The 25,338-nt window shown below is 40.3% G+C and carries 22 protein-coding genes and 2 pseudogenes; 14 read left to right on the plus strand and 10 right to left on the minus strand.

The window, feature by feature from the left end; all coding sequences use genetic code 11:
* Positions 1 to 32: 32 nt before the first annotated feature.
* Together H6G28_RS24730 and H6G28_RS24735 are read left to right on the plus strand one after the other, a co-directional pair.
* Positions 33 to 776, plus strand: coding sequence for a metallophosphoesterase (locus tag H6G28_RS24730; RefSeq protein WP_190675038.1), 744 nt, complete (start codon positions 33 to 35; stop codon positions 774 to 776).
* Between the two features lie 113 nt (positions 777 to 889).
* The gene (locus H6G28_RS24735; RefSeq protein WP_190675039.1) at positions 890 to 1,354 is read left to right on the plus strand and encodes a hypothetical protein; all 465 of its coding nucleotides are present in this window, start codon (positions 890 to 892) and stop codon (positions 1,352 to 1,354) included.
* A gap of 288 nt (positions 1,355 to 1,642) precedes the next feature.
* Here the strand turns inward: H6G28_RS24735 and H6G28_RS24740 are convergent, their stop codons facing one another.
* Together H6G28_RS24740 and H6G28_RS24745 are read right to left on the minus strand one after the other, a co-directional pair.
* Positions 1,643 to 1,939 (minus strand): Txe/YoeB family addiction module toxin, encoded by a 297-nt coding sequence (locus H6G28_RS24740; RefSeq protein WP_190675040.1) that lies wholly within the window; start codon positions 1,937 to 1,939, stop codon positions 1,643 to 1,645.
* Positions 1,936 to 2,178: a type II toxin-antitoxin system Phd/YefM family antitoxin gene (locus H6G28_RS24745; protein ID WP_190592425.1), complete on the minus strand. Its 243-nt coding sequence runs from the start codon at positions 2,176 to 2,178 to the stop codon at positions 1,936 to 1,938. The genes H6G28_RS24740 and H6G28_RS24745 overlap by 4 nt, the downstream gene beginning before the upstream one ends.
* A 1,030-nt stretch (positions 2,179 to 3,208) precedes the next feature.
* Here H6G28_RS24745 and H6G28_RS24750 point away from each other — a divergent pair.
* From H6G28_RS24750 to H6G28_RS24780, 7 genes are all read left to right on the plus strand, one after another.
* Positions 3,209 to 4,639, plus strand: a complete 1,431-nt coding sequence (locus H6G28_RS24750) for a form I ribulose bisphosphate carboxylase large subunit (RefSeq protein ID WP_190592424.1) — start codon at positions 3,209 to 3,211, stop codon at positions 4,637 to 4,639.
* A 91-nt stretch (positions 4,640 to 4,730) separates the two neighbouring features.
* Positions 4,731 to 5,138 carry a RuBisCO chaperone RbcX gene (gene rcbX, locus H6G28_RS24755; RefSeq protein WP_190592423.1) on the plus strand — a complete coding sequence of 136 codons (408 nt, stop codon included), beginning with the start codon at positions 4,731 to 4,733 and terminating at the stop codon, positions 5,136 to 5,138.
* Between the two features lie 45 nt (positions 5,139 to 5,183).
* On the plus strand, positions 5,184 to 5,513 hold the full coding sequence (locus H6G28_RS24760; RefSeq protein WP_190592422.1) for a ribulose bisphosphate carboxylase small subunit: 330 nt from the start codon (positions 5,184 to 5,186) through the stop codon (positions 5,511 to 5,513).
* 441 nt (positions 5,514 to 5,954) lie between these two features.
* On the plus strand, positions 5,955 to 7,037 hold the full coding sequence (locus H6G28_RS24765) for a class I fructose-bisphosphate aldolase (protein WP_190592421.1): 1,083 nt from the start codon (positions 5,955 to 5,957) through the stop codon (positions 7,035 to 7,037).
* Positions 7,038 to 7,184: 147 nt separating this feature from the next.
* Complete coding sequence (locus H6G28_RS24770; protein ID WP_190592420.1) at positions 7,185 to 7,511, plus strand: hypothetical protein; 327 nt, start codon at positions 7,185 to 7,187, stop codon at positions 7,509 to 7,511.
* Positions 7,512 to 8,107: 596 nt separating this feature from the next.
* Positions 8,108 to 8,512 carry a hypothetical protein gene (locus tag H6G28_RS24775; RefSeq protein ID WP_190592419.1) on the plus strand — a complete coding sequence of 135 codons (405 nt, stop codon included), beginning with the start codon at positions 8,108 to 8,110 and terminating at the stop codon, positions 8,510 to 8,512.
* A 72-nt stretch (positions 8,513 to 8,584) separates the two neighbouring features.
* A complete protein-coding gene (locus tag H6G28_RS24780) occupies positions 8,585 to 9,550 on the plus strand; it encodes an ROK family protein (protein ID WP_190592418.1) in 966 nt (321 codons plus the stop codon).
* Positions 9,551 to 9,639: 89 nt separating this feature from the next.
* On the opposite strand, the gene H6G28_RS24785 is transcribed toward H6G28_RS24780, so the two are convergent.
* The 4 genes from H6G28_RS24785 to H6G28_RS24800 form a co-directional block, all read right to left on the minus strand.
* Complete coding sequence (locus H6G28_RS24785; RefSeq protein ID WP_190592417.1) at positions 9,640 to 9,924, minus strand: hypothetical protein; 285 nt, start codon at positions 9,922 to 9,924, stop codon at positions 9,640 to 9,642.
* Between the two features lie 644 nt (positions 9,925 to 10,568).
* The gene (locus tag H6G28_RS24790) at positions 10,569 to 12,914 is read right to left on the minus strand and encodes a ComEC/Rec2 family competence protein (protein WP_190675041.1); all 2,346 of its coding nucleotides are present in this window, start codon (positions 12,912 to 12,914) and stop codon (positions 10,569 to 10,571) included.
* Between the two features lie 230 nt (positions 12,915 to 13,144).
* Complete coding sequence (locus H6G28_RS24795) at positions 13,145 to 13,609, minus strand: DUF4079 domain-containing protein (RefSeq protein WP_190675042.1); 465 nt, start codon at positions 13,607 to 13,609, stop codon at positions 13,145 to 13,147.
* 452 nt (positions 13,610 to 14,061) lie between these two features.
* Positions 14,062 to 14,424 carry a hypothetical protein gene (locus tag H6G28_RS24800; RefSeq protein WP_190675044.1) on the minus strand — a complete coding sequence of 121 codons (363 nt, stop codon included), beginning with the start codon at positions 14,422 to 14,424 and terminating at the stop codon, positions 14,062 to 14,064.
* Between the two features lie 246 nt (positions 14,425 to 14,670).
* On the opposite strand from H6G28_RS24800, the gene H6G28_RS24805 reads away from it, so the two are divergent.
* Complete coding sequence (locus tag H6G28_RS24805) at positions 14,671 to 15,870, plus strand: Coenzyme F420 hydrogenase/dehydrogenase, beta subunit C-terminal domain (protein ID WP_190675052.1); 1,200 nt, start codon at positions 14,671 to 14,673, stop codon at positions 15,868 to 15,870.
* Positions 15,871 to 15,906: 36 nt separating this feature from the next.
* On the opposite strand, the pseudogene H6G28_RS24810 reads toward H6G28_RS24805, so the two are convergent.
* Both H6G28_RS24810 and H6G28_RS24815 read right to left on the minus strand, forming a co-directional pair.
* Positions 15,907 to 16,285, minus strand: a pseudogene (locus H6G28_RS24810) (GxxExxY protein).
* A gap of 53 nt (positions 16,286 to 16,338) precedes the next feature.
* Positions 16,339 to 17,568, minus strand: coding sequence for a methionine gamma-lyase family protein (locus H6G28_RS24815; protein ID WP_190675055.1), 1,230 nt, complete (start codon positions 17,566 to 17,568; stop codon positions 16,339 to 16,341).
* A gap of 86 nt (positions 17,569 to 17,654) precedes the next feature.
* Here H6G28_RS24815 and H6G28_RS24820 point away from each other — a divergent pair, with 86 nt between their 5' ends.
* From H6G28_RS24820 to H6G28_RS24830, 3 genes are all read left to right on the plus strand, one after another.
* On the plus strand, positions 17,655 to 18,473 hold the full coding sequence (locus H6G28_RS24820) for an acyl-CoA desaturase (RefSeq protein WP_190592409.1): 819 nt from the start codon (positions 17,655 to 17,657) through the stop codon (positions 18,471 to 18,473).
* Between the two features lie 293 nt (positions 18,474 to 18,766).
* Positions 18,767 to 19,819 (plus strand): fatty acid desaturase, encoded by a 1,053-nt coding sequence (locus H6G28_RS24825; RefSeq protein WP_190592408.1) that lies wholly within the window; start codon positions 18,767 to 18,769, stop codon positions 19,817 to 19,819.
* Positions 19,820 to 20,048: 229 nt separating this feature from the next.
* Positions 20,049 to 21,116 (plus strand): fatty acid desaturase, encoded by a 1,068-nt coding sequence (locus tag H6G28_RS24830; protein ID WP_190592407.1) that lies wholly within the window; start codon positions 20,049 to 20,051, stop codon positions 21,114 to 21,116.
* Positions 21,117 to 21,476: 360 nt separating this feature from the next.
* Here the strand turns inward: H6G28_RS24830 and H6G28_RS24835 are convergent.
* Positions 21,477 to 22,372, minus strand: a pseudogene (locus H6G28_RS24835) (Rpn family recombination-promoting nuclease/putative transposase).
* A 332-nt stretch (positions 22,373 to 22,704) separates the two neighbouring features.
* On the opposite strand from H6G28_RS24835, the gene H6G28_RS24840 reads away from it, so the two are divergent.
* Entirely contained in the window at positions 22,705 to 23,376 is a 672-nt protein-coding gene (locus tag H6G28_RS24840; protein WP_190592406.1) for a hypothetical protein, read from the plus strand.
* A 233-nt stretch (positions 23,377 to 23,609) separates the two neighbouring features.
* Here the strand turns inward: H6G28_RS24840 and ureC are convergent, their stop codons facing one another.
* On the minus strand, positions 23,610 to 25,316 hold the full coding sequence (ureC, locus tag H6G28_RS24845) for an urease subunit alpha (RefSeq protein ID WP_190675057.1): 1,707 nt from the start codon (positions 25,314 to 25,316) through the stop codon (positions 23,610 to 23,612).
* Between the last annotated feature and the right edge of the window lie 22 nt (positions 25,317 to 25,338).

Consider the following 25,338-nt stretch of genomic DNA (forward strand, 5'->3'; position numbering starts at 1 on the left):
ACCACTAAAATCTGTTGAATTATATAATTCTCATGAAAATTCATGTCTTAAGTGATTTACATCTGGAATTTCAGCCCTTTAATATTCCTGATATAGATGCTGATATTGTTGTCTTAGCTGGAGATATTAATTTACGAGAAAGAGGAATTAAATGGGCAATTGAAAACATTCCTAATAAACCAGCTATATATGTATTAGGAAATCATGAATACTATGGTAGTGCATATCCAAGGCTTGTTGAAAAACTCAAAGATTATTCGTTAGGGACTAATGTTAATGTTCTGGAAAATGATTTAGTTACTATTGAAGATGTAAATTTTCTAGGTTGTAGTTTGTGGACTGACTTTAAATTATTTGGTGAGCCACGTATTGCAGGAGCCGAAGCTAATTATGTCATGAATGATTACAAAAAAATTAGAGTAAGTCCACAATATTCAAGATTAAGAAGTATTGATACAGCCATAATTTGTAAAAAGTCAGTGAACTGGTTAAAAAATACATTACCTAGTTTATCTGGTAAAACTGTAATTATTAGCCATCATGCTCCTAGTATAAAATCTATATCTTTTGAATATAAAGAAGATATTTTAAGTGCCGCTTATGCTTCAAATCTAGATGATTTAGTTGCTGAATCTCAAGCATTATTCTGGATTCATGGTCACATTCACCATTCACTAGATTATCAAATTGGACAGACTCGAATTATTTGCAATCCCCGTGGTTATCCAGATGAACCAAATAACTACTTTAATCCTGAATTGTCAATAGATATTTAATAACTTTAGAATTTAATTGCTTATTTTGGTGTTTAAAAGCCTTTTTCACTTTTCTTGATTGGTATTTTATCTTTTCAAGGTAAGTTTAATTTATTTATTCCTTCGGTTTAATCATGAAACAAATCATAGAAGATGTAAAACAAACCATAGCGCAGAAAAAAATACTTTGGGCTTATCCAATTGTTCAAGAATTACAAAAATATCATTATAGTTTAGCAATCAAATGGGGGATGGAATGTATAAAAATATATTCAGTAGATATAAAATCTGATAAATTCTCCAAGCTTGATAAATATGTTCAGCAAGCAATTGAAGAAGTTAATTTCTTAACTTCTTTACAGTGTTATGAAGTTGGTCAAGAAATATGGTACCTGCCTGAAAGGGAAGAAATACAAACTGCTATAGCTCGATTGTGGTGGTCTATCGAAGCCTTTAAAAATGAAGAAGAGCATCTTGGCAGAATGGAAACTACTGCGGCTGTTGAATTAGTATTATCTCATATCTCTGATTATCATTTACTGGTTCAATATCTAGAAGCTGCTGTGAGAATTTATGAAGAATACAAATCCCAAAATTAAGAAATGGTAGGTTGGGTGAAGCGATAGCGTAACCCAACAAGGTCTTAATAATGTTGGGTTCCATTTCATTCCACCCAAGCTACACCTTTATTTTATTCTATCTAAAAACAGCGATCGCCTACCGCAAAACCATCGTATCTTTCTTGTTGATGAGAGCGATCGCTTTACGAACAAATAGAACCCAGACTTTCTATTTACTCATAATGTGTCCACATCCGAATTATTTTGAATACTTGCTCAGATTCAATGATTTCATATAAGTAGTTAAACATAATTAATTACACAAAGTCATTGCGAATGGAGCGAAGCGAAATGAAGCAATCGCAAGGGCTGGGATTGCTTCGCTTCGCTCGCAATGACTGTAATTAATTTTGCGTGGTTACTTACTAATCTATGCTGTATATTTATCCTGCGAGAATAAGCACCTATTAAGTCGCCAACTAACTTTTCATAAGGTGGAGGATTTTGCCAAGGGTTTTGTTCAAGAATGGCGAGTAATTCCTCAGCTTGTTCTTTCAAGTTACTAGCGGCTAATTTTTTTGCATCTTTTTGTGCTTGCTTTGTGTAAACTAAACGCCAACTCACCAATTCAATTCCTCATTGCATTCTTGAATAGGAGTTGCTAGTCCTTCTTTGATAGATTCTCGCATTCCAGGAACAGATAACAAGTAGAGAGTTTCTTGAATTGCAGACCAATCCTGTTCTGACAGCAGAATAGCATTACCGCGATCGCCTTGAATAATTACAGGTTTACCTTGTTCTGCAACTTGGTCGATTAGCTGTTGCAACTGTTTTTGAGCTTCGTTGACAGGAAGCGAAGACATGATGATGTTTTCTTTGAAAATCACTTTATTTTATTTTATCTACAAACAGCGATCGCCTACCGCAAAACCATCACACAACTAGATCACCGACTTATTGAATAAATCAACGAACAATCAAGGGTTTTGGCGAGGGTATAGGGGTGTACTGATTCAAAATCCTTACATCTCAAATCCTTTCACCCTTTCACTTAATCTCTACAGATAATCTTTGTGCGTAAGTCCTGAAAGATAGTAGACAATGCCTTGTAGTCAATGCAACACTCGACGAATCTTTCCATTCCATACACCTTAACCCACAATCCTTTGTTAGTTAAGATTCCCACACATGCAGAAAATAAAACATCTGTCAATACTTAACATTTGATTTTTTAGGATATCAGTAGTCATGATTTTGCCAAGCTTAATGCCCTACACCTTTGTACATTTTTGTAAACTATTTTTAACAAAATGTTTAAAACTTTATGTAATAAAAAAATTAAATAAATAAGTTAAGAACTTTCAAAGAATAACTTATGCAATTTATTGATATATTGTGAGACAAGTTACAAATTACGTTGTGTGCAATTTTGTCTTTCGCTGACTACTCGACTAAATCAGCATCCCGCAAAGTCTCTTCTGGTTTGTTTTCTACAAATTGGAAACACAGCAGGAGTGCGGGTGCGGAAATGTAAGCGAGAACGCGCATTTCCATAATTAAACGGATGTAAACGAGAATAACCTCTTACTTTCTGCAAATTAGAGAGTTTTTAATGAGGCTACAAAGGTTTAGCGAGTCAAGAAGAATAGATAAAAGAAATTTTTTCATCCAACGAGGGCGCAAGCGCCAGGATATGCACTCCTGAGCATGAACAGCACTGGTAAAAACCAAGTGTTAATTAAAGAAGCACTGCTACCCTTTGGCGAAGACGACCTCTAACAACAAATTGTGCCTAACTTTCTCCTCTAGTGATGGGGGTGAAAAAATGGTGAGAGGAAGTTGCACAAAACGTGATTTGATAAGTAAAAAGAGTGACATCTTGGAAGGATAGATATGTCTTACGCTCAAACGAAGACTCAGTCAAAAGCTGGGTATAAAGCCGGGGTTCAAGATTACAGACTAACTTATTACACACCTGATTACACACCTAAAGATACGGATCTTCTGGCGGCGTTCCGTGTTACACCCCAGCCTGGAGTTCCCTTTGAAGAAGCAGCTGCGGCTGTAGCGGCTGAGTCTTCTACTGGTACTTGGACAACCGTATGGACAGACTTATTAACCGATCTAGATCGTTACAAAGGTCGTTGCTACGATATCGAACCAGTTCCTGGCGAAGACAACCAGTTTATTGCCTACATTGCCTATCCTCTGGATCTCTTTGAAGAAGGCTCCATCACCAACGTTTTAACCTCAATTGTAGGTAACGTATTTGGTTTTAAAGCTTTGCGGGCATTGCGTTTAGAAGACCTTCGCTTTCCTGTTGCTTACATTAAAACCTTCCAAGGGCCTCCTCACGGTATCCAAGTTGAGCGTGACAAATTAAACAAATACGGTCGTCCTTTGTTGGGTTGTACAATTAAGCCCAAACTAGGTTTGTCTGCTAAGAACTACGGACGCGCTGTATACGAGTGTTTGCGCGGTGGTTTGGACTTCACCAAAGACGACGAAAACATCAACTCTGCACCATTCCAAAGATGGCGCGATCGCTTCTTGTTCGTGTCTGATGCTATCAGCAAAGCACAAGCAGAAACCGGCGAAATCAAAGGTCACTACCTCAACGTGACTGCTCCTACCTGTGAAGAAATGCTGAAGCGGGCTGAATACGCTAAAGAACTCAATCAGCCCATCATCATGCACGACTACCTAACAGCAGGTTTCACCGCTAACACCACCTTGGCTCGTTGGTGTCGTGACAACGGCGTTCTCCTGCACATCCACCGCGCGATGCACGCAGTAATCGACCGTCAAAAGAACCACGGTATCCACTTCCGTGTATTAGCTAAAGCCCTACGTTTATCTGGTGGTGACCACATTCACACCGGTACAGTTGTAGGTAAATTGGAAGGTGAACGTGGTATTACAATGGGCTTCGTTGACCTGTTGCGTGAAAACTACGTCGAACAAGACAAGTCTCGCGGTATCTACTTTACCCAAGATTGGGCTTCTCTACCTGGTGTATTGGCAGTTGCTTCCGGTGGTATCCACGTATGGCACATGCCCGCACTAGTTGAAATCTTTGGTGATGACTCCGTACTACAATTCGGTGGTGGTACACTTGGACACCCTTGGGGTAATGCTCCTGGTGCTACTGCTAACCGTGTAGCGTTAGAAGCAGTAGTCCAAGCTCGTAACGAAGGCCGCAACTTGGCTCGTGAAGGTAACGATATCATCCGTGAAGCCGCTAAGTGGTCTCCTGAATTGGCTGCGGCTTGCGAACTGTGGAAAGAAATCAAGTTCGAGTTTGAGGCAGTTGATACCGTCTGATCATCAAGTAAAAGGTAAAAAGTTAAAAGGTAAAAGAAATCTTTTTACTTATTACTTTTTACTTTTAACTTAAATTTGGGCTGGGTCAAGCATGAATCTCAAGCAAATTGCGAAAGATACAGCCAGAACGCTCCAAAGCTACCTGACTTATCAGGCGCTAAGGACTGTACTGGCACAGCTAGGCGAAACGAATCCACCATTGGCAATTTGGTTACATAACTTTTCCGCAGGAAAAGTCCAGGATGGAGAAGCTTACATTAAACAACTTTTCCAAGAAAAGCCAGATTTAGCTTTGCGGATAATGACAGTCAGAGAACACATTGCCGAAGAAGTTGTTGAGTTCTTACCAGAAATGGTTCGGACTGGTATTCAGCAAGCTAATACAGAACAACGCCGCCAGCACTTAGAACGCATCACGCAGCTGAGTTTATCTAACCCCAGTCCTGAATCAGAACAACAGAGTTTTTCCGATCCTGACTGGGATAACTTAGCCAGTTAGGAAATTTCCAAGCCGTCACAAAATAGCAAACAGTTATCACCAGTTATGCAAACCCTACCAAAAGAGCGCCGCTACGAAACCCTTTCTTATCTTCCCCCCCTCAGCGATGCTCAAATTGAAAAACAAGTTCAGTACATTCTGAGCCAAGGCTACATTCCAGCAATTGAATTTAACGAAGTTTCTGAACCCACAGAGTTCTACTGGACACTGTGGAAGCTGCCTTTGTTCGGTGCTAAAACCACCCGCGAAGTATTAGGCGAAGTTCAAGCTTGCCGTTCTCAATATCCTACTCACTACATCCGTGTTGTAGGTTTCGACAACATCAAGCAGTGCCAAGTCCTCAGCTTCATTGTTCACAAACCCAACAGATATTGAAAAAGTTACAGGTAAAGGATAAAAGTCCTGATACCTGAGTTGATGAAATTTAAAAAAGAGAGGTAAAATAACAACCTCTCTTTTTTTTGGCTAATACATCACATTCAACTATGCTGTTTGTTGTGTACAATTTCTCTAAAAAGATAAAAGCGGCACAACTGACAGCAGTAATAGCAAAAAATACTGAAAAATATTTGGCACTAGTACAGGTCGGCTTAAATAAACAGACTATTTGGAATTCCTAAAAGGCTTGTGGTATGGTTATTATTTATTTTTACTTTTGCCTTTTTGTACTAGGGCGATTACTCAAATTAACTCTAAAGAACATATACTAGCTTCCAAAAATAAGTTTTTGCTGAAATAGTTCGGTTGTCTGAGAGATAAAATGTCAGAATGCTAGGGTAAGGGCCAACTTATTTTCTCAAGTTTGAGGAAAGTGCTATGACTACTACATTGATAGAGGCTAGTTCTATCGAGTCAGTGTTAGGTAAAGAAGCAGAAGACCTGCTGAACTACAAAGCCAAAGTTTCTCAAGATTTATTGCATTTACCAGGGCCAGACTTTGTAGATCGAGTTTGGTTAAATAGCGATCGCAATCCTCAAGTGTTGCGGAATCTGCAACAACTTTATTCTACAGGTCGTTTGGCAAATACTGGTTATCTTTCAATTTTACCTGTTGACCAAGGCATTGAACACTCGGCTGGAGCATCTTTCGCGCCAAACCCGATATACTTTGACCCAGAAAATATCGTCAAATTAGCAATAGCCGGTGGTTGTAATGCTGTTGCCACAACTTTAGGAGTATTAGGCATTGTCTCACGCAAATATGCCCACAAAATTCCGTTTATTGTCAAAATTAACCATAACGAACTCTTAACCTTTCCCAACCAATTTGATCAAGTCTTATTTGCTAGTGTCGAACAAGCTTGGAATTTAGGTGCAGTTGCTATAGGCGCAACAATTTACTTTGGTTCCGAACAATCAACTAGACAAATTCAAGAAATTAGTCGTGCATTTGAACGCGCCCATGAATTGGGTATGGTGACTATTCTTTGGTGCTATTTGCGGAATAATGCTTTCAAACAAGATAAAGATTATCATCTGGCGGCTGACTTAACTGGACAAGCAAATCATTTGGGTGTAACCATTGAAGCCGATATTATCAAACAGAAATTACCTGAATATAACAATGGTTATGGTGCAGTTGCTAAAGCTACAGGTGAAAGTTACGGCAAAACAAATGAGCGAATTTATACAGACTTAACCACTGATCATCCCATAGATTTAACTCGTTATCAAGTGTTAAATTGCTATGCTGGCAGAGCAGGCTTAATTAATTCTGGTGGCGCGTCTGGTAAAAATGATTTTGCGGAAGCAGTACGCACTGCTGTGATTAATAAACGGGCTGGTGGTACTGGCTTAATTTCTGGACGTAAAGCTTTTCAGCGTCCATTTGAAGAAGGTGTGAAACTCTTTCACGCCATTCAAGATGTTTATTTATCACCAGATGTAACTATTGCCTAAATTTAACCAATAAGATTCTTAATTAAGGAAGGTGAATATTTATCACCTTCCTTTTTATATACAGATAATTAGCCTAGAGGAAGACGTTAATCGCAATTAGTATTTTTAGCATTTAGGCATTTGTTTCAGACATAGGAGAATTTTTCCATGCTAAACATTCCAAGCCTTCTTCGTCAGTTAATTAGCAAAATAGCAGTATTTATCCTCGCTGCTTTGGTGATTTTGATTAGCTTACCGAGTAATTCTGTGTTGGCTGATGGCTATTATTCTGCAAAAAATCATAAAGTAGAAACAGCACCGCCTTATTACACTGCTAAAGACCGCAGAATAGGCAGAAATGAACCTAGTAAACCTTATTACGCTACTAAAGAACGTCAACATTCACAAGCTACCAGAAATTATGAAGATTCCCTCAGAACTGGTAAGCGGGAAAATGAAGTGCGACTGAGAGATTTAGAGACAAAAAATCGTTAAATTAAATCAAACAATAGAGATGTGAATTGTCATACCATTTCACTTTAAAAATGATACAGACATGAAAGCAGCGCCTCGACTTCTCCTGACGGAGACGCTGCGCGAACGCTCGGTACAAGTCTCTCGGCGACCGGAATCTGAGTTGCAGAGGAAGTGATTTGTATCAGTAATTTCGTGAATTGGTATCACATCTCTATTTGAAAAATTTAATTATTTTTAAATAAACTCTTTCGGTGTATCAAAAATAGCTAAATTTACTGATTGATGATATCTCTAGGTGGATATTGCCAGTATCCTTAGATAATATCATAAATGTGTTTCTAGACAATTTGGTTTTTCAGAAATCAAATATGATTCCTATACTATTTCTTAATCAAAACGTAATTTATCGGTTGTTAAAGAGAGGTTGTATACAAACTTTCTACAGGGTTTATTGAGTGTAGTTTCTTATAGAATTAGTATTATCTATCCCTTCCTCTAAAGCCTAGAAACGCAAAGTATGTTGAGAGCCAATGCTGCTCGCTGCATCTACCCAGTTATGAATCTGAAATTTCCTGAGTAGACAAGAAATAATTTTTGGTAGCGAGATTTCTGCTATGAATAAATATTGTCGTGACCAAGCTAGAGATGAACTTTGGTTGATGATGGGAGCAGGAGCAGCAGCTGGAATTGCTGGTGGAACTTTTATGATTGGTGTAGTTACGTTTCAAGCTGGTTTAGCTGGTGTACAGGCGGCTGTTGTTAGTAGAATTGCTCAAGTTTATGGTGTGAATTTAATTCCTGCTAGTGGCGCTGGCGCAACAGCAGCTGCAATCATCGCAATGGGTGGTGGACAAGTTTTATTTGAGATGGGCGGTATGATTGCAGGGTGGGTTCCTGGTATTGGACAAGTTGTGCAACCTGTAATTGGGGCGACTGCTGTGAAGGTATTTGGTGAAGTTGCTATTACTTATTTTGAAAATATGTATCCTAATAAAATCTACAGCCAAAAAATCTTCTAGGCTGTGTGCTTGATTGTCATTTTGCATCCCTAGTAAGCTGAATAAGCGATCGCATTTAGCTTATTCAAACAAATGACATTAATTCTAGCCCTTGATTTTGGTGGTACTAAGTTAGCCGCAGCCGTAACTCAACTTGGTTCGCGTCAATGGTTGCGTTATGAACGTCGTCTCTCACCCACAGGTGCTAATGCTACCACTGATTTAGAAATTATGCGATCGCTCATCTATAATTTACTCCAAGGTGAAACTCCCACAGCTATTGGTGTTAGCTTTGGCGGCCCTGTAGACTTTACTACAGGCACAGTGCGACTTTCGCATCATGTCCCTGGCTGGGAAAATCTACCTCTCAAACACTTGCTAGAACAAGAATTTGGTGTACCTGCTAGTGTAGATAACGATGCTAATATTGCAGCTTTGGGTGAACATCGCTTTGGTGCTGGTCAAGAATACGATAGCTTGTTTTATATCACCATCAGCACTGGTGTAGGCGGTGGTTGGATACTGAATGGTAAACCTTGGCGTGGTAACGCAGGTATGGCTGGTGAAATTGGACATATAGTAGTTAATCCTGCGGGGCCAGTATGTTTATGTGGTAAACAAGGATGTGTAGAAAGACTAGCATCAGGCCCTTATATGGCTCAAGATGCCAAAGAATATTTATTAAAACCAGCAAATCACTTTTCAGGTAAACAATTACGTAGCTTAGTCAATGACGATTTAGATTTAATCACTGGCAAAATCATCAGTGACGCGGTGGCGCAAGGTGATGAGTTGGCAATTAATATTTTGCAAGGTGGCGCTTGGGCTTTGGGTGTGGGTATTGGAAATGTAGCGAATTTGATTAACCCACAAAGGTTTATTTTAGGCGGTAGTGTAACCAAAGCAGGAGAACTTTGGTGGAATACTGTAGAGAAAACAGCCCGTGAAACCGCCTTACCAGAAATAGATTTTGAAATTCTTCCGGCGGCTTTGGGTGATGATGCACCACTTTGGGGTGCGGTAGCTTTAGCAGAATTAGAAATCAGGAGTCAGAATTGAATTTTTTGGTTTACCTATGAGCGCAAGGAAAAGCTTGTAAATCAAAATTTTGGCAATATGTCTATTAATTTTTGATTCTGTATTTTTCTTTAATGTCTGAATAATTTTCTCAATATCTGCCCAGGATAAGCTACAACATCACAAAGCCGAGGAAAAAATACTGGCTCAATTTCCACATCTGCCATAATTCTTTCTAGTTCACGATCACTCAGTGGTTCTTCCCATAATCCATGTTCTACAAGATTATTAGCATGAAAAATGATGCGATCGCGCAAAAAATTTAACTGCTCATTCCGTGGTGCTGCGGGTACATGAATAGTCAAGGGAAAGTTGCCAAAGAAAACCACTACTTTCCCTAAGCGGTGCTTCTGCATATACTTAAGATTTTTTCAACTAGTTTAGGATGTATTTTGAATAGCCACTATTTTTCTTATAACTTTGTTGCATTTTTTTAACATCATCATAAATACTGCAAAAATTGAAATAATTAAGACCTTTGCAGAAATCGAGTTTACAGTGATGCCAGACACCCAGTCTAGGCTAATTTATTTAAGTAATGAGAATGGGTAATGAGTAATGAGTTAAGACTTACGCAATAACTCTCTCAAACGCCTATAACTTTGTTTCCTATCCTGCGGGTTCGCCGTTAGGTATTCTCGTAATACCAATTTTATGTAAATCTGCACAGTATTTTACCCCTCCCTAACCCTCTGACAGGTGTAGGTTTTTTACGTTCTGCCCCAAAAATCTTGATTTAGGGTGTAGGGGTGTAAGGGTGTGAGGGTGATGAAACTCTGATTAAATCGTGATTTTTAGAGTCGCTACTCATCACTCTGTTAAAAACCTACACTTGTGAGTCCCTAACCCTCCCCTTATAAAGGGGAGGGAACTAGATTGTCTTATTTCCCCCCTTTCCAACGGGGGATTAAGGGGGGTAATTGATTTTTATATGCGTCTTCATATTAAATTGGTATAAGAGTAGTATTACTTACTACTCATTACTCACCACAATTCTTGTCTATAAAACAGATGATTTATTTTCTGTTTCTTGAATAAATGATTCAAACTGATTATTCGGTGTCCATTGAATTGCACCATCGCGTCCAGTGAGAAAAATTTGGGTTGTGTTTTTACTAAGTTCATTCATAATTTTTGGCTCCAGGTTAGTAGAGGTAGCAATAGCTATTTTTGGCTGAAATAATTTAATTAAATCTTTCAAAGCTTCCGGCGTACACCACAATACTTGAGGACTAGGTAAACTGCCAGATTTAGCTAATCTTTCTATTTCTTGAGGCTCTACATCACCTACTAGTAACCAAGTTTGATTTTGAATTTGCAAATATAAAACAGGTAATTTCTCTTTAATTAGTTGGGCAACTGTTAAACCTGTAACTACTTGTTGTCCTGGAACAACAGTTTGATAAATACCTTGATGCTTTTGAATTGCTTGTTGAATTTCTTGATTTGTGGGGTTAGTCTCTGGCTTAAGAGCATATTTGTAGAAATTTTTGATGGGAATGGTTTGGACTACTTCTAACCAAGCATTATTATCGTTATTATCAAAATCACTAGCGATCGCCCAGTCAACTTTATTCACGCCTTGCTGTTGCAAAAATGGTACAATTGTGTAACGTCCAGTACCTTCATCACCACTGTTAATTAAGGTGACATTGCCTTTATCTTGAATGACAACAACTGGTTCTGAACCAGCTTCTAACACAGTAATCCGAAATAATGTATTTGCGGAATGCCAAGCGGGAACGAGTACTAAACCAAATATCATTAGCCCAGCAAACCACCAGCGTTTTTGCCACCATTTAACTAAGCAAACTAAAAGAATCAAAGCATAAACGCCTAACATTTGCCAAGTTGAAATACTCCCCACGACTAATGAGTTTCCTGGCAAGTTACTAAAAAATTCTACCAACTGAATGAGCCAGTCGCTAGGATATTGCAAGACTCCAGCCAGAATACTACCAAGATTAGATGATGCTAATGCCGCGATCGCACTCATAATCCCACCAATACTAATCACGGAAATAAATGGTGTAGTAATCATATTCAGCAACAAACTATAAGCCGGGACTACACCAAATACTGCAAGTTGGACAGGTAAAGTCCAAATTGTGGCGGCTAAAGGTACAGCAATTAAAGATGCGATCGCAGGTGGTAGCCAATTCAATTTTTCTGTGATTGCTGGGACAGTGACAATTAATCCTAATGTGGCTAAAAAACTCAGTTGAAAACCTAAATCCCATATCCACAAAGGATTAAATAACAATAATAATGTTGCGGCTAATAAAAGCGAACCAAACTGTTTGACTTTTCTATCTAATAACAACCCAACCAATGCCGCACTACCCATAATTACGGCTCGTAATACCGCAGGTTGAAATCCTGATAAACTGAGAAAAATCATTAAACCCACAAAACCGAGTGTAAATTGAATTGCTTTATTTGTGCGTTTTGTTAGCTGTAAAATTACACCCAAAATTAACGAAGTTTGAAACCCAGATGCAGCCAAAGCATGAGCCATTCCAGCTTTGACAAATAAATCCCGAATATCATAAGGCAAATCAACCGCTTTACTACCCAAAACCATTGCACTCACCAGCGTTCCTGCGGGAATGCCTAAACTTTCAACAAATGATTTTAAAATTTGCTCTCGAACTTGCCACCATCCCCATGTATTCTCATCATTGACAATATTGATTTGCCTTCCAATCAAACCAGCAAATGATCCTTCTTGTTTGAGATACTTTTGAAAGTCAAACGCACCAGGGTTAGAAGCAGCTTTTGGTTTATATAAAATCCCTGTGACAGCAATTTCTTGCCCAGGATGTAAGCCAGTTGCTTGCAGCAGTGGTAAAGTTACATACAATTTACCTGTAACACCTTTTGGTACACTGGCTGGGCCATTGCCATTTTTAATTTCATCTAGCTGAGTTGCTGCTAACCACAATTGTCCCCGTTGACTGCGAGTTAACCGGGGACTAGTTTCTACTTCACCGCGCACAATAAATAGCTGTTCTTGATTCGCCACATTATCTGCGGGGACAAATTGACTAATATCTTTGACACTGGGTTGAGGCGATCGCAATTGAAAATAAAAGGTTGCTAACAATCCTACCAAACCAGCAACTAACCAAGCTCGCGGATGAGGGAATGATTGCCAAATATTGGGTGTAGCTTTACTTTTGCTGACAATGCTTTCTTTGGGCTGGGGCGGTGTGTTGCGCTTTCTCAAAAAAACTGCCCCCACTATCGCCAAAATTAACACCCATACCCCACCCCAAGGAACAGCTGTAAACAACAACCCAAAAATATAACCAAGGCAAATAATCACACCACTCGTCTGAAGCATAAGACAATTCAAACTCTCAACTGGGCAGCACTCAAAATTGATGCTGTTGGTGAAGTATAGTTTATTAGATTCATACAAACAAAGCCCGCATTTGCGGGCTTCGTGTATCTAAACTAATAAAATTGACGCAGTGATGTGAAAAATCAAGGTACAGAGTGTAAGGATTTTGAATACCTAAACCCTTATACCCATTCTCAACAGACAATCATTGTGCGTTAGTCCTCAAGGTATTAAATCAACCCCAAGACACCGTGAATCACCAACAGCCCCAAAATTCCGCTACCTAAATAGGCATGGGTAGTACGTAAAGCAGGTTTATCACCACCAAAACCACCTAACGTCAGTAAACTATTAATTAATAAAAGTATTAGTACAAGTGAACCTGTCCAAAAATGGGGACTCTCAAAAATTGGGTGACGCTGCATCACTAAAGATAAAACTCCACCAGGATAACCAGCCGCTAAAAAGAAAAACATCCAAGGTGCTAGGAGACGATGCCCCATACGGTTGTTAAAAGACACATCTTTATCCTGCGCCAGCCTCCCGCGCCAGCCAGTCCATGCAACATAGCTACCCATCACTACCACAACAATTCCCATCATCACAGGATGCCCCCATTCCACAATCGGCTGGGGTATTCCCAAAGAACGAAACCAAGCCGCAAGAGGTTCTAGAGCTTCGCTGACGTTAATCATAATATCTTCAACATTTTTTAAGGATTACAGTAACTTTTTTATCACACTTTTAAGTATTGTAAAAAATAATTAATTTTTACAAGGAAGAGGGCGATCGTACTTCATCTCAACTTCCGTTGCATTTGAAATTTTTGATAAGCTTCATTATATTTATGCGCTTGTGTGTAAATCCAACTACTCTTTCAAGTAAGCAATCCCCTGCATCTGGGCATTTTTTTGCCTAATCTCAATATTGATACAAGTAGAAGGACTAAATTAAACCTAACTTGCGATTAACGGATTTCGGCTCCGCTCAACCCTCTTTTAGCCAGCATAATGAGCATTGAGCGTTCGCGTAGCGTCTCCCTTGGGGAGAAGTCGAAATGCGTCTTCTAAATAATGGTGTCTATCTACTTAGTCATATCAATGATATTAGAAATTCTTCTCCGTTGTTTTTAGTTACTTTAGAGCAATTATGTACCCGAAATATGCTGTAACTTTAAAAAATCAATAATATTGCTACGGTCTGGTTCTGTCCATGTTTCGAGAAGTAAATTGACAATATCTCTTGTATCTTGAGTATCTGCTTCTAATAAGCCAGCAATACCTAAACAAGAAATAGAAACTGTACCAATTGTTATAGCAGTCCGGTTTTTAGAATCGTATATCTGCTTTACAATTATGGGAATAAGTTCTTTATTGTCACCAGAAAGCCGCGCAAGAATAAATAATGCACGTCCCCTCTCCAACAACAAACCATTTTCGAGTATTTCTAATAATTTCGTAGTAGGAAGTTGATAAAATTCATCATTATGTAAAAAACTTTTATCTTTCATTTACTAAATATCTTTAACGTCTCTGTATCATCAATGCAAAAATTTTTGATCAGTTCCAACTTATCGGGAAAGCACTTACAAAGCTAAGGCTTAAAATCTTTTTGTGACCCTATAAACCAGCACGCCAGGAAAATTAATTACCTCAGCTAATAAACTTCCATCCTCTTCTTTTTCAATTTCTATAGTTAAGTTCATAAGCTGTAAAGGTATTGTAGTAAAAGGATTCCTGGATAAAACAAACTTTATATGACCTCTGTTGATTCTAGCAAGCATACAAAAGCCAAAGCCTTAAAACCCGGTAGCCGTCGCCCTGCCAAAGAACTGTGCAGTGAATGTGGGCTGTGTGATACATACTATATTCACTATGTCAAGGAAGCTTGTGCGTTTATTACCCAGCAGATAGACACCCTCGAAACCCAAACCCACAGTCGTTCGCGCCATCTCGAAAACCCGGATGAACTTTACTTTGGCGTGCATCAAGAAATGATGACAGCCCGGAAACAACAGCCCATCGAAGGCGCACAATGGACGGGGATAGTTAGCAGTATTGCCATCGAAATGCTAAATCGTGGCTTAGTCGAAGGCGTAGTCTGCGTTCAAAATACCAAAGAAGACCGCTTCCAACCCATGCCTGTGATTGCTCGCACCCCAGAAGAAATACTGGCGGCACGGGTAAATAAACCAACACTCTCTCCCAACCTTTCTATTTTGGAAGAAGTAGAAAAATCCGGGATGAAGCGACTATTAGTCATTGGCGTTGGTTGCCAAATTCAAGCACTCCGGGCAGTAGAAAAGAAACTCGGTCTAGAAAAGTTATACGTCTTAGGTACACCCTGCGTAGATAACGTCACCCGCGCCGGACTGAAAAAATTCCTAGAAACCACCAGCCGATCGCCTGACACAGTAGTACACTACGAATTCATGCAAGACTTCCGCATTCACTTCAAACACGAAGACGGCTCAATTGAGAAAGTCCCCTTCTTTGGCTTAAAAACCAACCAACTCAAAGATGTCTTCGCCCCCTCTTGTATGAGTTGCTTTGATTACGTCAACTCCCTAGCCGATTTAGTCGTTGGTTACATGGGCGCACCCTTCGGCTGGCAGTGGATTTTAGTGAGAAATGATACAGGTAAAGAAATGCTGGACTTGGTAAAAGACCAGATAGACACTCAACCTGTAATGTCCCAAGGGAACCGTAAAGAAGCCGTACAACAAGGGATTCCGGCTTATGACAAAGGCGTAACCTTACCGATGTGGGTAGCAAAAATGATGGGCGTAGTCATTGATAAAATCGGCCCCAAAGGTTTGGAATATGCCCGATTCTCAATTGATTCGCACTTTACAAGAAATTACTTGTATGTGAAGCGGAATCATCCTGAGAAGTTAGAGGCGCATGTGCCGGAGTATGCTAAACGGATTGTTGGGGAGTATAAATTACCGGAGTGATATTTCACGCAGAGGCGCGGAGGCGCAGAGAGTTTTTTAGAGGTTATTAACTACGCGGGATATTCCATCTTTGATGAGTGTGACGTTGAAGTTGATGAGTAATCCGACTCGTTTATCAGCAAGGCGGAGGTAAGTAAGTAGTTGCTTTTTGTGTACTGGATGAACCGCTTCTACCGATTTGAGTTCAACAATCACCCGATCCTCGACTATCAAATCAGCACGGAAGCCTTCATCCAAATACATACCTTCATAAATCACCGGAATTGCTACCTGTCTACTAACCTTTAACTTTCGCCTCCGTAACTCAAAATCCATAACCGACTCATAATACAGATTCCAGCAACCCAGGCCCCAATGTTGTGTGAACCTTATAAGCAACATTCACCACAGCACCAGTAATCTCATTCTCAATCATTAACTCTCTGCGCCTCCGCGTCTCTGCGTGAGACAATCCTAACTCATGTAACTTCAAGCACTCCCAACTGCTTCAATTGCCGCTTCTAATGCGATCGCTACATGAGTCCAATGAGTCCCCCCTTGGCAATAAACTATATAAGGCTCCCGCAACGGCCCATCCGCCGAAAATTCCAAGGTACTCCCCTCAATAAATGTTCCCCCAGCCATCACAACTTTACTCTCATATCCCGGCATAGCATCCGGTATGGGGTCAAGATAAGAACCCACGGGGGAATTTTGCTGCACCGCCTTACAAAAAGCGATTAATTTTTTCGCTGAACCCAGTTTAATCGCCTGAATCACATCACCACGAGGTGCAAGGGGCGCAGGATTCACCGGATAACCAAGTTTGTCAAAAACATAACCAGTCAAGAAAGTTCCCTTCATCGCCTCACCCACCATCTGCGGTGATAAAAATAAGCCTTGGAATAACAAGCGATTTTGGTCAAAAGTAGCACCGCCATAACTACCGATACCGGGGGCTGTGAGGCGACAGGCGGCAGCTTCTACCAAATCAGCCCGACCAGCTACGTAACCGCCTGCGGTAACAATTGTCCCACCAGGATTTTTAATTAAGGAACCCGCCATTAAATCCGCACCAACATGAGTGGGTTCTTGAGTTTCGATAAATTCGCCGTAGCAGTTATCCACAAAGCAAACAGTATCAGGATTTTGCTGTTTGACGATATGCACAATCTTGGTGATATCCGCAATTGATAAGCTAGTCCGCCAAGAATAGCCGCAAGAACGCTGAATTAAAACTAAACGAGTGTTATGATTAACGCTATTACTTAAAGCTTGCCAATCGATAGTTCCTCCTAAAGTTAGCTCCAATTGGCGGTATTTTATGCCAAACTCTATAAGGGAGCCTTGGCCTTCACCCCGTAACCCAATCACTTCTTCAAGCGTATCGTAGGGAGAGCCGACCACTGCTAACATTTCATCACCAGGACGGAGTACACCATAAAGGGCGCAAGCGATCGCGTGAGTTCCCGATACAAACTGCACTCGCACGGCTGCGGCCTCTGCACCCATTACTTCCGCAAAAACTTTATCTAAAGTTTCTCGTCCTAAATCATCATGACCGTAACCACTTACACTGGCAAAGTGGTGCGCTCCTACGCGCTGATTACGAAAGGCATCCAGGACTCTTTTTAGATTATGCTTGACCTGAGCGTCAATTCCAGAAAAAATCTCTAACAGTGCCTGTTCTGCTTGCCGCATCTGTTCCAAGCTGTTCATTATTTCCTCATTAAATAAAAAATTATAAATGTGCGGATTGTGCGATCGCGCAGATTAGGCTGAACAATTTCAACACAGGTTACTGCATGACAATTGCTACTTCAACTAAACCTCAAATCAATTGGGTGAATACCCTATTTTTCGTTGGTCTACACATCGGCGCGTTATTTGCCCTTGTTCCTAGCAACTTTAGCTGGACGGCAGTTGGTGTGGGTTTATTACTTTACTGGATAACAGGTGGTTTAGGAATCACCCTAGGTTTTCACCGCCTTGTTACTCACCGCAGTTTCCAAACGCCCAAATGGTTGGAATATCTCTTGGTATTCTTCGGGACATTAGCCTGTCAAGGAGGGCCAATAGAATGGGTAGGAACACACCGCATTCATCATTTATATTCCGATACTGACCCAGATCCCCATGATTCCAATAAAGGCTTTTGGTGGAGCCACATGGGTTGGCTAATTCACAAATGCCCTGCTCATGCTGATGTTCCTCGCTTTACCAAAGATATTGCCGAAGACCCAGTTTATCAGTTTTTAGAAAAATATTTTATTCTCATCCAATTTGCTCTAGGTTTTCTCTTGTTGTTTCTAGGCGGTTGGCCATTTGTCATCTGGGGAATTTTTGTTCGCATTGTCTGGGTTTATCATTGCACCTGGTTAGTGAACAGTGCTACCCATAAATTTGGCTATCGCAGCCATGAATCTGGCGATAACTCAACTAACTGCTGGTGGGTAGCCCTACTAGTTTTTGGTGAAGGTTGGCACAATAACCACCATGCTTTTCAATACTCAGCCCGTCACGGTTTGGAATGGTGGGAAATCGATATGACCTGGATGACAATTCAGTTTTTGCAACTCTTCGGTCTAGCCAAAAATGTAAAACTTGCAGACAAAAAGTCGTAATTCGTTTATCATTTGTCATTAGTTATTGGTTTGCCAATGATTAATGACAAAGGTATTTCTAATATCCATTAGTCAAATATTTTTGGGTTTTAGATTATTAGATGTTGAATTGACCTCATAGATAAATTGGTGATTTTACCATGACATACTCTTGGTCAGTTCTATCTAAAAGCTACTTACTTCTGTGCTTGGGTAGCTAAAGTTGCTATAATCCAGAGCGTTAATTCAAAGATTTTTACGACAAGTTACTTTGATGTGACTTGGTGGAGGAGTTTGTTGTTTTTTAGGTTTTCATGACTACATCAATCATCAAGACGCAAGCCACAAATAAAGACCTTAGTAATTCCCAACTAAGGCTCAAAGATATTATCAAAACTTTGCCAAAAGAATGTTTTCAGCAGAATAGACGTAAAGCTTGGACACAGGTTTTCTTCAATGTTTTGATGGTGGGTTTAGGCTACTATAGTTTGGCAATTTCTCCCTGGTTTCTATTGCCTCTTGCCTGGATTTTTACAGGGACTGCTTTAACAGGTTTTTTTGTAATTGGACATGACTGCGGTCATCGTTCATTTGCCAAAAAGAAGTGGGTAAATGATTTAGTAGGGCATATATTTATGATGCCCCTGATCTACCCTTTTCACAGTTGGCGAATCAAGCATAATCATCATCACAAACATACCAACAAGTTAGATGAGGATAATGCTTGGCATCCCATCCGACCAGAAGTTTTTACCAATTGGGGTAACACTCGTCAATCTGCTTTTAAATTATTCATGAAAAAGCGGCTGTGGTGGGTAGGTTCCATTGGACATTGGGCGGTTGTGCATTTCGATTGGCGCAACTTTAAAGTTAAAGACCAAGGAAGTATTAAACTTTCAGTTGCTGTAGTTGTGGTTTTTGCAGCAGTTGTGTTTCCTACCCTCATTGCTACAACTGGGATTTGGGGATTTATCAAATTCTGGTTTATACCTTGGATGATATACCATTTCTGGATGAGTACCTTCACCATTGTTCACCACACTTTCTCTGATGTGCCGTTTGACAAAGCCAGCAAATGGAATGAAGCAATGGCGCAGCTATTCGGGACTATTCATTGTGATTATCCCCGGTGGGTAGAGTTCCTGTGCCACGATATTAACGTCCACGTCCCACATCACATTTCTACTGCTATCCCCTCTTATAATTTACGCCTAGCGTACAGCAGCATTAAAGAAAATTGGGGAAATTATTTGCATGACGAATTTAAGTTTTCTTGGTCTTTAATGAAACAAATTACAGACCAATGTCAACTTTATGTGACTGATGAGGGTTATCAAACTTTTAACGAATATTACGCAGGTAAGTAAACCAAAATTCAGCTAAAATCTCGCTGAATTAATCTCAGATCCTCAAAGTAGAGCGAAGAGATTATTTGTCTGCACATTAAAGATTTCTGGCAATTCTCTATAAATTTTAGTTATTGCTCAGTGAATTGCCAGATATTTTTGTCTTGCGTCTATATCAGCATCGCAAGTATCCCAAAGGGGAAGGAAAACCTCTAAAACAGTTCGACTTTATTTTTTATCAAAGAACCAAGTGCAATCAACTACTATCCCGTTCGACAGTTCTCGTGCAAATCAAGCTTCTGAGGATGCAACTAAACTGCCGTTTACTCTCCAAGATTTAAAAGCTGCTATCCCAGATGAATGTTTTCAACCCAATGTCAGTAAATCGCTGTTTTATTTCTTTCGTGACATTCTGATTATTGGTTCACTTTATGCAGTGGCGCATTATCTTGATTCTTGGTATTTTTGGCCTTTTTTCTGGTTAATGCAAGGCACAATGTTTTGGGCTTTATTTGTTGTTGGTCATGACTGCGGACATCAATCTTTTTCCAAGCATAAATGGCTCAATGACTTAATTGGGCATTTATCTCATACTCCTATACTAGTGCCTTATCACGGCTGGCGCATCAGCCATAGGACACATCATAAAAATACTGGTAATATTGATAATGATGAAAGCTGGTATCCTGTGAGTGAATCACAGTATAAAGAAATGCCTTTGGCACAGAAAATAGGTCGATATTATTTATTTTTATTGGCTTATCCAGTCTATTTATTTAAGCGTTCTCCCAACAAAGAAGGTTCGCACTTTTCACCAAGTAGCTCACTTTTCAAGCCCTCAGAAAAATGGGACATTATTACTAGCACTGCACTCTGGATTGGGATGGTAGGTTTGTTAGGGGTACTCACCTATCAATGGGGTTGGATGTGGTTGTTTAAATACTACGCTATGCCCTACATCGTGTTTGTGATTTGGTTAGATTTGGTAACATTTTTACATCACACTGAACCTGATATTCCTTGGTATCGTGGTGATGATTGGACTTTCCTCAAAGGTGCAATTTCGAGTATCGATCGCAATTACGGTTTGGTTAATCATATCCATCACGATATCGGTACTCACGTTGCCCATCACATCTTCTTGAATATTCCTCACTACAATTTATTGAAGGCTACTGAAGCCATCAAACCTGTAATGGGTGAATATTACCGCAAGTCTGAAGAACCAATTTGGAAGGCTTTATGGCGTTCTTGTGTTAGCTGCCATTTTGTCCCTGACACTGGTGGGAAGGTTTATTACACCTCTAATCATCATTAAAGAACAATAGCCACTCTCACGAAAGTGCAAGATGTGAGTTATGAGGCAATACAGTTAGTGAAGGTTTCGATCCCCCTAGCCCCCTTGAAAATAGAGGAAGTACAATCAAAGTTCCTCTTCAAAAGGGTGAATTAGGGGGATATTTATAATTTAAATTTCACTAAGCATCGAAACTTTGTATTAAATTTAATAGCAACGTGACAGAAGTCTTTGACCTGTATGGGATTGTATAAAAATCAAACTGGCTGAGTCAAATGAAGAGAATATTCAGCGCGATCGCTCTAAGCAACCTACATTTCTTCATCACTGAACCGTCTTATATTATTCATCAGCCACAGCAGCAATTGTGCCAATTGCGAATCATCGCGCGTCTAACCAAGCTTGTAAATCAGCCACACCAGTAAAATCTAACAGCGCCTCACTCAAATCTTCCAGTAAAGGTAAAGACAAACTAAAAACTGAGTCATGTATTTCTGGAGAAAGTTCCTGTCCCAATCGTTTACTCAACTGGCGACAAATAGCATTAGCCATCACCTCACGTCCTTCTTCACGCCCTTCTTCCTTAATTTCTCTGTAAACTCTTGTTTCCTTGAGTGTAATTCCTAGCATTTGCTCTACCTCTGTGCGACTTAATACTTCAAATTTATAGACCATTATCGTTGTAATCATTTCTATTATCGCGCGACTTGATGGCGATGAAGTTTCTTGACTTGCTTTAGTTAACAAATATCGTGCTTCTACGGGTGCTTGTTCTTCTTATAAGGTAGTTAAAACCATCAGTGCTACCCACATAGGTAAAGAGCGAATATCTCCTAATTCATCTAAATACACCCGATGCACTTGTTCACCGTTCAACAATGAGCGATGGGGATGAGTATTTGTTTGCTCAATATTGCGTGATGGATAAATTATCACTGCTTGCCAATCAATAAATCGGGTACTATTACGGTAAAAATATAATGATGATTCGGCAAAAACTCTTTTATACAGATGTTCATCTCTTTGAAACTGTACCTCACAGAAATACACGATTCCTGCGCCTTCATCTTCTGGTGGGAGAAAGCGAAAAGTTTGTGGGGAAGGTTTCCTTCCACAAAACTTTTCAAGACAACGCCATCAATTTCAAATCTAGGTTCTTTAATAGCCACGGAATCAAACCGATAACTTTGAGCATTATTGGGAGGATGTTGCAGTAGCTCAAATAACAAAGGTGGGAATTGTTGAAATAGTTTATAAAATATCGAGTCTCGTCGCATAAAGAATTTTAATAGTTACTGGAAAAATATTTATGTATCTAGATGTTGTATGAGAGTAAGTTATTAGGTTTACATTGATAAATTTCTGATTTTTATCTATGTATCTCTGATTCTATCTGGAATTAATTATCCTCTGCTTAAAAAAAATATTAAAATTGTTTGTATTTTTAACAACGAATTTACTTCAGTAAAATTATTGAAACTCTTATATTTCCGCAGAGATGACTAAATTTTTCAGCAAAAATAAACATCAGCTTTTAGGATGATTTTCTAAATTTAATTGTTTGGTTTAATGGGGCGAGTGTTCTGTTTCCGTTGAGGTTAAGTTCATAATGAAGGGAAAATCTCTGTCGTTGATTGGTACAGCTTTGACTTTGGCTTTGAGTGCTAACGTTGCAGTTGCTCAATCCAGTAAATCCCCAATTGCTCAGTCCAGTAGCCCATCCACTAGTTCACCAACGGAAATTCAATTGTCACCAGAAGGTTTAAAAATTCTGTGTGAACGTTTCCCCTTAAATTCCCGTTGTCCCAACGGTCAACCACTTACCCCAAGTTCTTCTGGTACTACCACCGTACCCGAAACACAGCCTTCTAGCACCACAACCAGCCCAGACAGTACAACAACCACACCTGAGTCAACACCTAACAGCACAACAGTACCTGCTGAACCTACAACTCCTGGCAGTACAACTGCACCAGATTCCACAAATCCTACCAATACAATTCCCGCACCTGGTAGCAGCACACCAGAATCTACAACTCCTGCACCAGATTCCACAACTCCTAATCAAATTACACCAGCCCCAGATTCTACAACCCCCGGTAGCACTACTACACCAGAATCTACAACTCCTGGCAGTGTAACTCCTGCACCAGAATCTACAACTCCTAATCAAATTACACCAGCCCCAGATTCCAGCACTCCTGGTAGTGTAACTCCTGCACCAGAATCTACAACTCCTGATAGTGGTGTTCAACCAGGTTCGACATCTCCTTCCAAGTAAAAATACAAAACTTGGTTAGGGAAATTTCTTTATAACAGGACTTACGCACAAAAATTGTCTGTGGAGACTGGGTGTAAGGGTTAAAGGTTGTGGGATGAAGAGTTTTGAATACATACACCCCTATACTGATAAAACCTACCATTACCAAAATCCTTGGTTTTTCGTCTTACTGCGTAAGTCCTATATAAGAGAGAGTGCTAGGCGATCGCACTCTCTCTTATAATTTTGGCAACTCAAAACAAAAAGTAACGCTGGGCCATTGGTAAAACTGTTGCAGGTTCACAAGTCAGCAATTCGCCATCAGCCCTGACTTCGTAAGTTTCTGGGTCTACTTCGATGTGTGGTAATGCGTCATTTAGCTTCAAGTCACCTTTACTTAATTGGCGAGTTCCAGTCACCGCCACAGTTGATTTTTGTAATCCCAACTGATGGGGAATTTCTCTTTCTAAAGCTGCTTGGGAAACAAAGGTGAAAGATGTTGCATTCCTCGCACCCGCAAAACTGCCAAACATTGGTTGTATATGAACAGGTTGGGGTGTGGGAATACTGGCGTTAGCATCACCCATTTGCGCCCAAGCTATCATTCCACCTTTAATCACTATCTCTGGCTTGACACCAAAAAATGCAGGTCGCCACAAGCATAAGTCTGCAATTTTTCCGGCTTCTACAGAACCGACATAATCAGCAATTCCATGTGTAATGGCTGGGTTAATAGTGTATTTTGCTACGTATCTTTTGGCGCGTAAATTATCCGCTTGGTTATCTCCCTCTAGACTTCCCCGTTGTACCTTCATTTTATGGGCAGTCTGCCAAGTACGAATTATTACCTCCCCCACTCTCCCCATTGCTTGGGAGTCAGAAGAAATCATACTAAACGCCCCTAAGTCATGCAAAATATCTTCGGCGGCGATGGTTTCTCGGCGAATGCGCGACTCTGCAAAAGCCACATCTTCGGCAATACTTGGGTCGAGGTGATGACATACCATCAACATATCTAGGTGTTCATCTAAGGTATTGAGGGTATAGGGACGGGTGGGATTTGTGGAAGAGGGGAGAACATTTGCTTGACCGCAGACTTTGATAATATCTGGTGCATGTCCGCCACCTGCGCCTTCGGTGTGGTAGGTATGAATGGCGCGGTTTTTAAAGGCGGCGATGGTATCTTCCACAAACCCGGCTTCGTTGAGGGTGTCAGTGTGGATAGCTACCTGCACATCGTATTCATCAGCCACACTCAGACAGGTATCAATGGTGGCGGGAGTCGTCCCCCAGTCTTCATGCAATTTTAAACCCATTGCACCGGCTTGAATTTGTTCTGCTAGTGCTTGGGGTTGACTGGCGTTACCTTTACCCAAAAAGCCTAAATTCATGGGAAAAGCATCAGCAGCTTGTAACATCCGGTAAATGTTCCAAGGGCCGGGGGTGCAGGTGGTGGCGTTGGTTCCGGTGGCGGGGCCAGTACCGCCGCCAATCATGGTTGTGATTCCAGAGGCGATCGCCACTTCAATTTGTTGGGGACAAATAAAATGTATATGGCTATCAATTCCGCCCGCCGTGAGAATCATTCCCTCTCCAGCTAAGGCTTCAGTTCCAGGGCCAATAATAATATCTACGTTGTCTTGAATATAAGGATTACCAGCTTTCCCAATTTTAAATATCTTGCCATCTTTAATGCCGATGTCTGCTTTGACGATTCCCCACCAATCAAGGATTAACGCATTGGTAATGACTAAATCGACAGCACCATCGGCGTTAGAAATCGGCGATTGTCCCATCCCATCACGAATCACTTTACCACCGCCAAACTTCACTTCATCACCGTAGGTAGTAAAGTCTTGTTCAACTTCGATAAACAATTCTGTATCAGCCAGACGGATGCGATCGCCTACAGTCGGCCCATAGGTTTCTGCGTAGGCGCGGCGAGACATTTTATAACTCATAACTAATCCTGATAATTATTTT

Source organism: Nostoc sp. FACHB-190 (assembly GCF_014696905.1).
In the GTDB taxonomy this organism is placed as follows: domain Bacteria; phylum Cyanobacteriota; class Cyanobacteriia; order Cyanobacteriales; family Nostocaceae; genus Nostoc_B.

Bases quoted from the DNA above. Each gene is read 5' to 3' on its own strand.
- H6G28_RS24745 (WP_190592425.1), bottom strand. From the start codon at position 2,178: ATGTCTTCGCTTCCTGTCAACGAAGCTCAAAAACAGTTGCAACAGCTA.
- H6G28_RS24820 (WP_190592409.1), top strand. From the start codon at position 17,655: ATGACAATTGCTACTTCAACTAAACCTCAAATCAATTGGGTGAATACC.
- H6G28_RS24840 (WP_190592406.1), top strand. From the start codon at position 22,705: ATGAAGGGAAAATCTCTGTCGTTGATTGGTACAGCTTTGACTTTGGCT.
- H6G28_RS24780 (WP_190592418.1), top strand. From the start codon at position 8,585: ATGACATTAATTCTAGCCCTTGATTTTGGTGGTACTAAGTTAGCCGCA.
- H6G28_RS24730 (WP_190675038.1), top strand. From the start codon at position 33: ATGAAAATTCATGTCTTAAGTGATTTACATCTGGAATTTCAGCCCTTT.
- H6G28_RS24790 (WP_190675041.1), bottom strand. From the start codon at position 12,914: ATGCTTCAGACGAGTGGTGTGATTATTTGCCTTGGTTATATTTTTGGG.
- H6G28_RS24750 (WP_190592424.1), top strand. From the start codon at position 3,209: ATGTCTTACGCTCAAACGAAGACTCAGTCAAAAGCTGGGTATAAAGCC.
- H6G28_RS24785 (WP_190592417.1), bottom strand. From the start codon at position 9,924: ATGCAGAAGCACCGCTTAGGGAAAGTAGTGGTTTTCTTTGGCAACTTT.
- H6G28_RS24775 (WP_190592419.1), top strand. From the start codon at position 8,108: ATGAATAAATATTGTCGTGACCAAGCTAGAGATGAACTTTGGTTGATG.
- rcbX (WP_190592423.1), top strand. From the start codon at position 4,731: ATGAATCTCAAGCAAATTGCGAAAGATACAGCCAGAACGCTCCAAAGC.
- H6G28_RS24770 (WP_190592420.1), top strand. From the start codon at position 7,185: ATGCTAAACATTCCAAGCCTTCTTCGTCAGTTAATTAGCAAAATAGCA.
- H6G28_RS24825 (WP_190592408.1), top strand. From the start codon at position 18,767: ATGACTACATCAATCATCAAGACGCAAGCCACAAATAAAGACCTTAGT.
- H6G28_RS24760 (WP_190592422.1), top strand. From the start codon at position 5,184: ATGCAAACCCTACCAAAAGAGCGCCGCTACGAAACCCTTTCTTATCTT.
- H6G28_RS24805 (WP_190675052.1), top strand. From the start codon at position 14,671: ATGACCTCTGTTGATTCTAGCAAGCATACAAAAGCCAAAGCCTTAAAA.
- ureC (WP_190675057.1), bottom strand. From the start codon at position 25,316: ATGAGTTATAAAATGTCTCGCCGCGCCTACGCAGAAACCTATGGGCCG.
- H6G28_RS24795 (WP_190675042.1), bottom strand. From the start codon at position 13,609: ATGATTAACGTCAGCGAAGCTCTAGAACCTCTTGCGGCTTGGTTTCGT.
- H6G28_RS24815 (WP_190675055.1), bottom strand. From the start codon at position 17,568: ATGAACAGCTTGGAACAGATGCGGCAAGCAGAACAGGCACTGTTAGAG.
- H6G28_RS24765 (WP_190592421.1), top strand. From the start codon at position 5,955: ATGACTACTACATTGATAGAGGCTAGTTCTATCGAGTCAGTGTTAGGT.
- H6G28_RS24800 (WP_190675044.1), bottom strand. From the start codon at position 14,424: ATGAAAGATAAAAGTTTTTTACATAATGATGAATTTTATCAACTTCCT.
- H6G28_RS24735 (WP_190675039.1), top strand. From the start codon at position 890: ATGAAACAAATCATAGAAGATGTAAAACAAACCATAGCGCAGAAAAAA.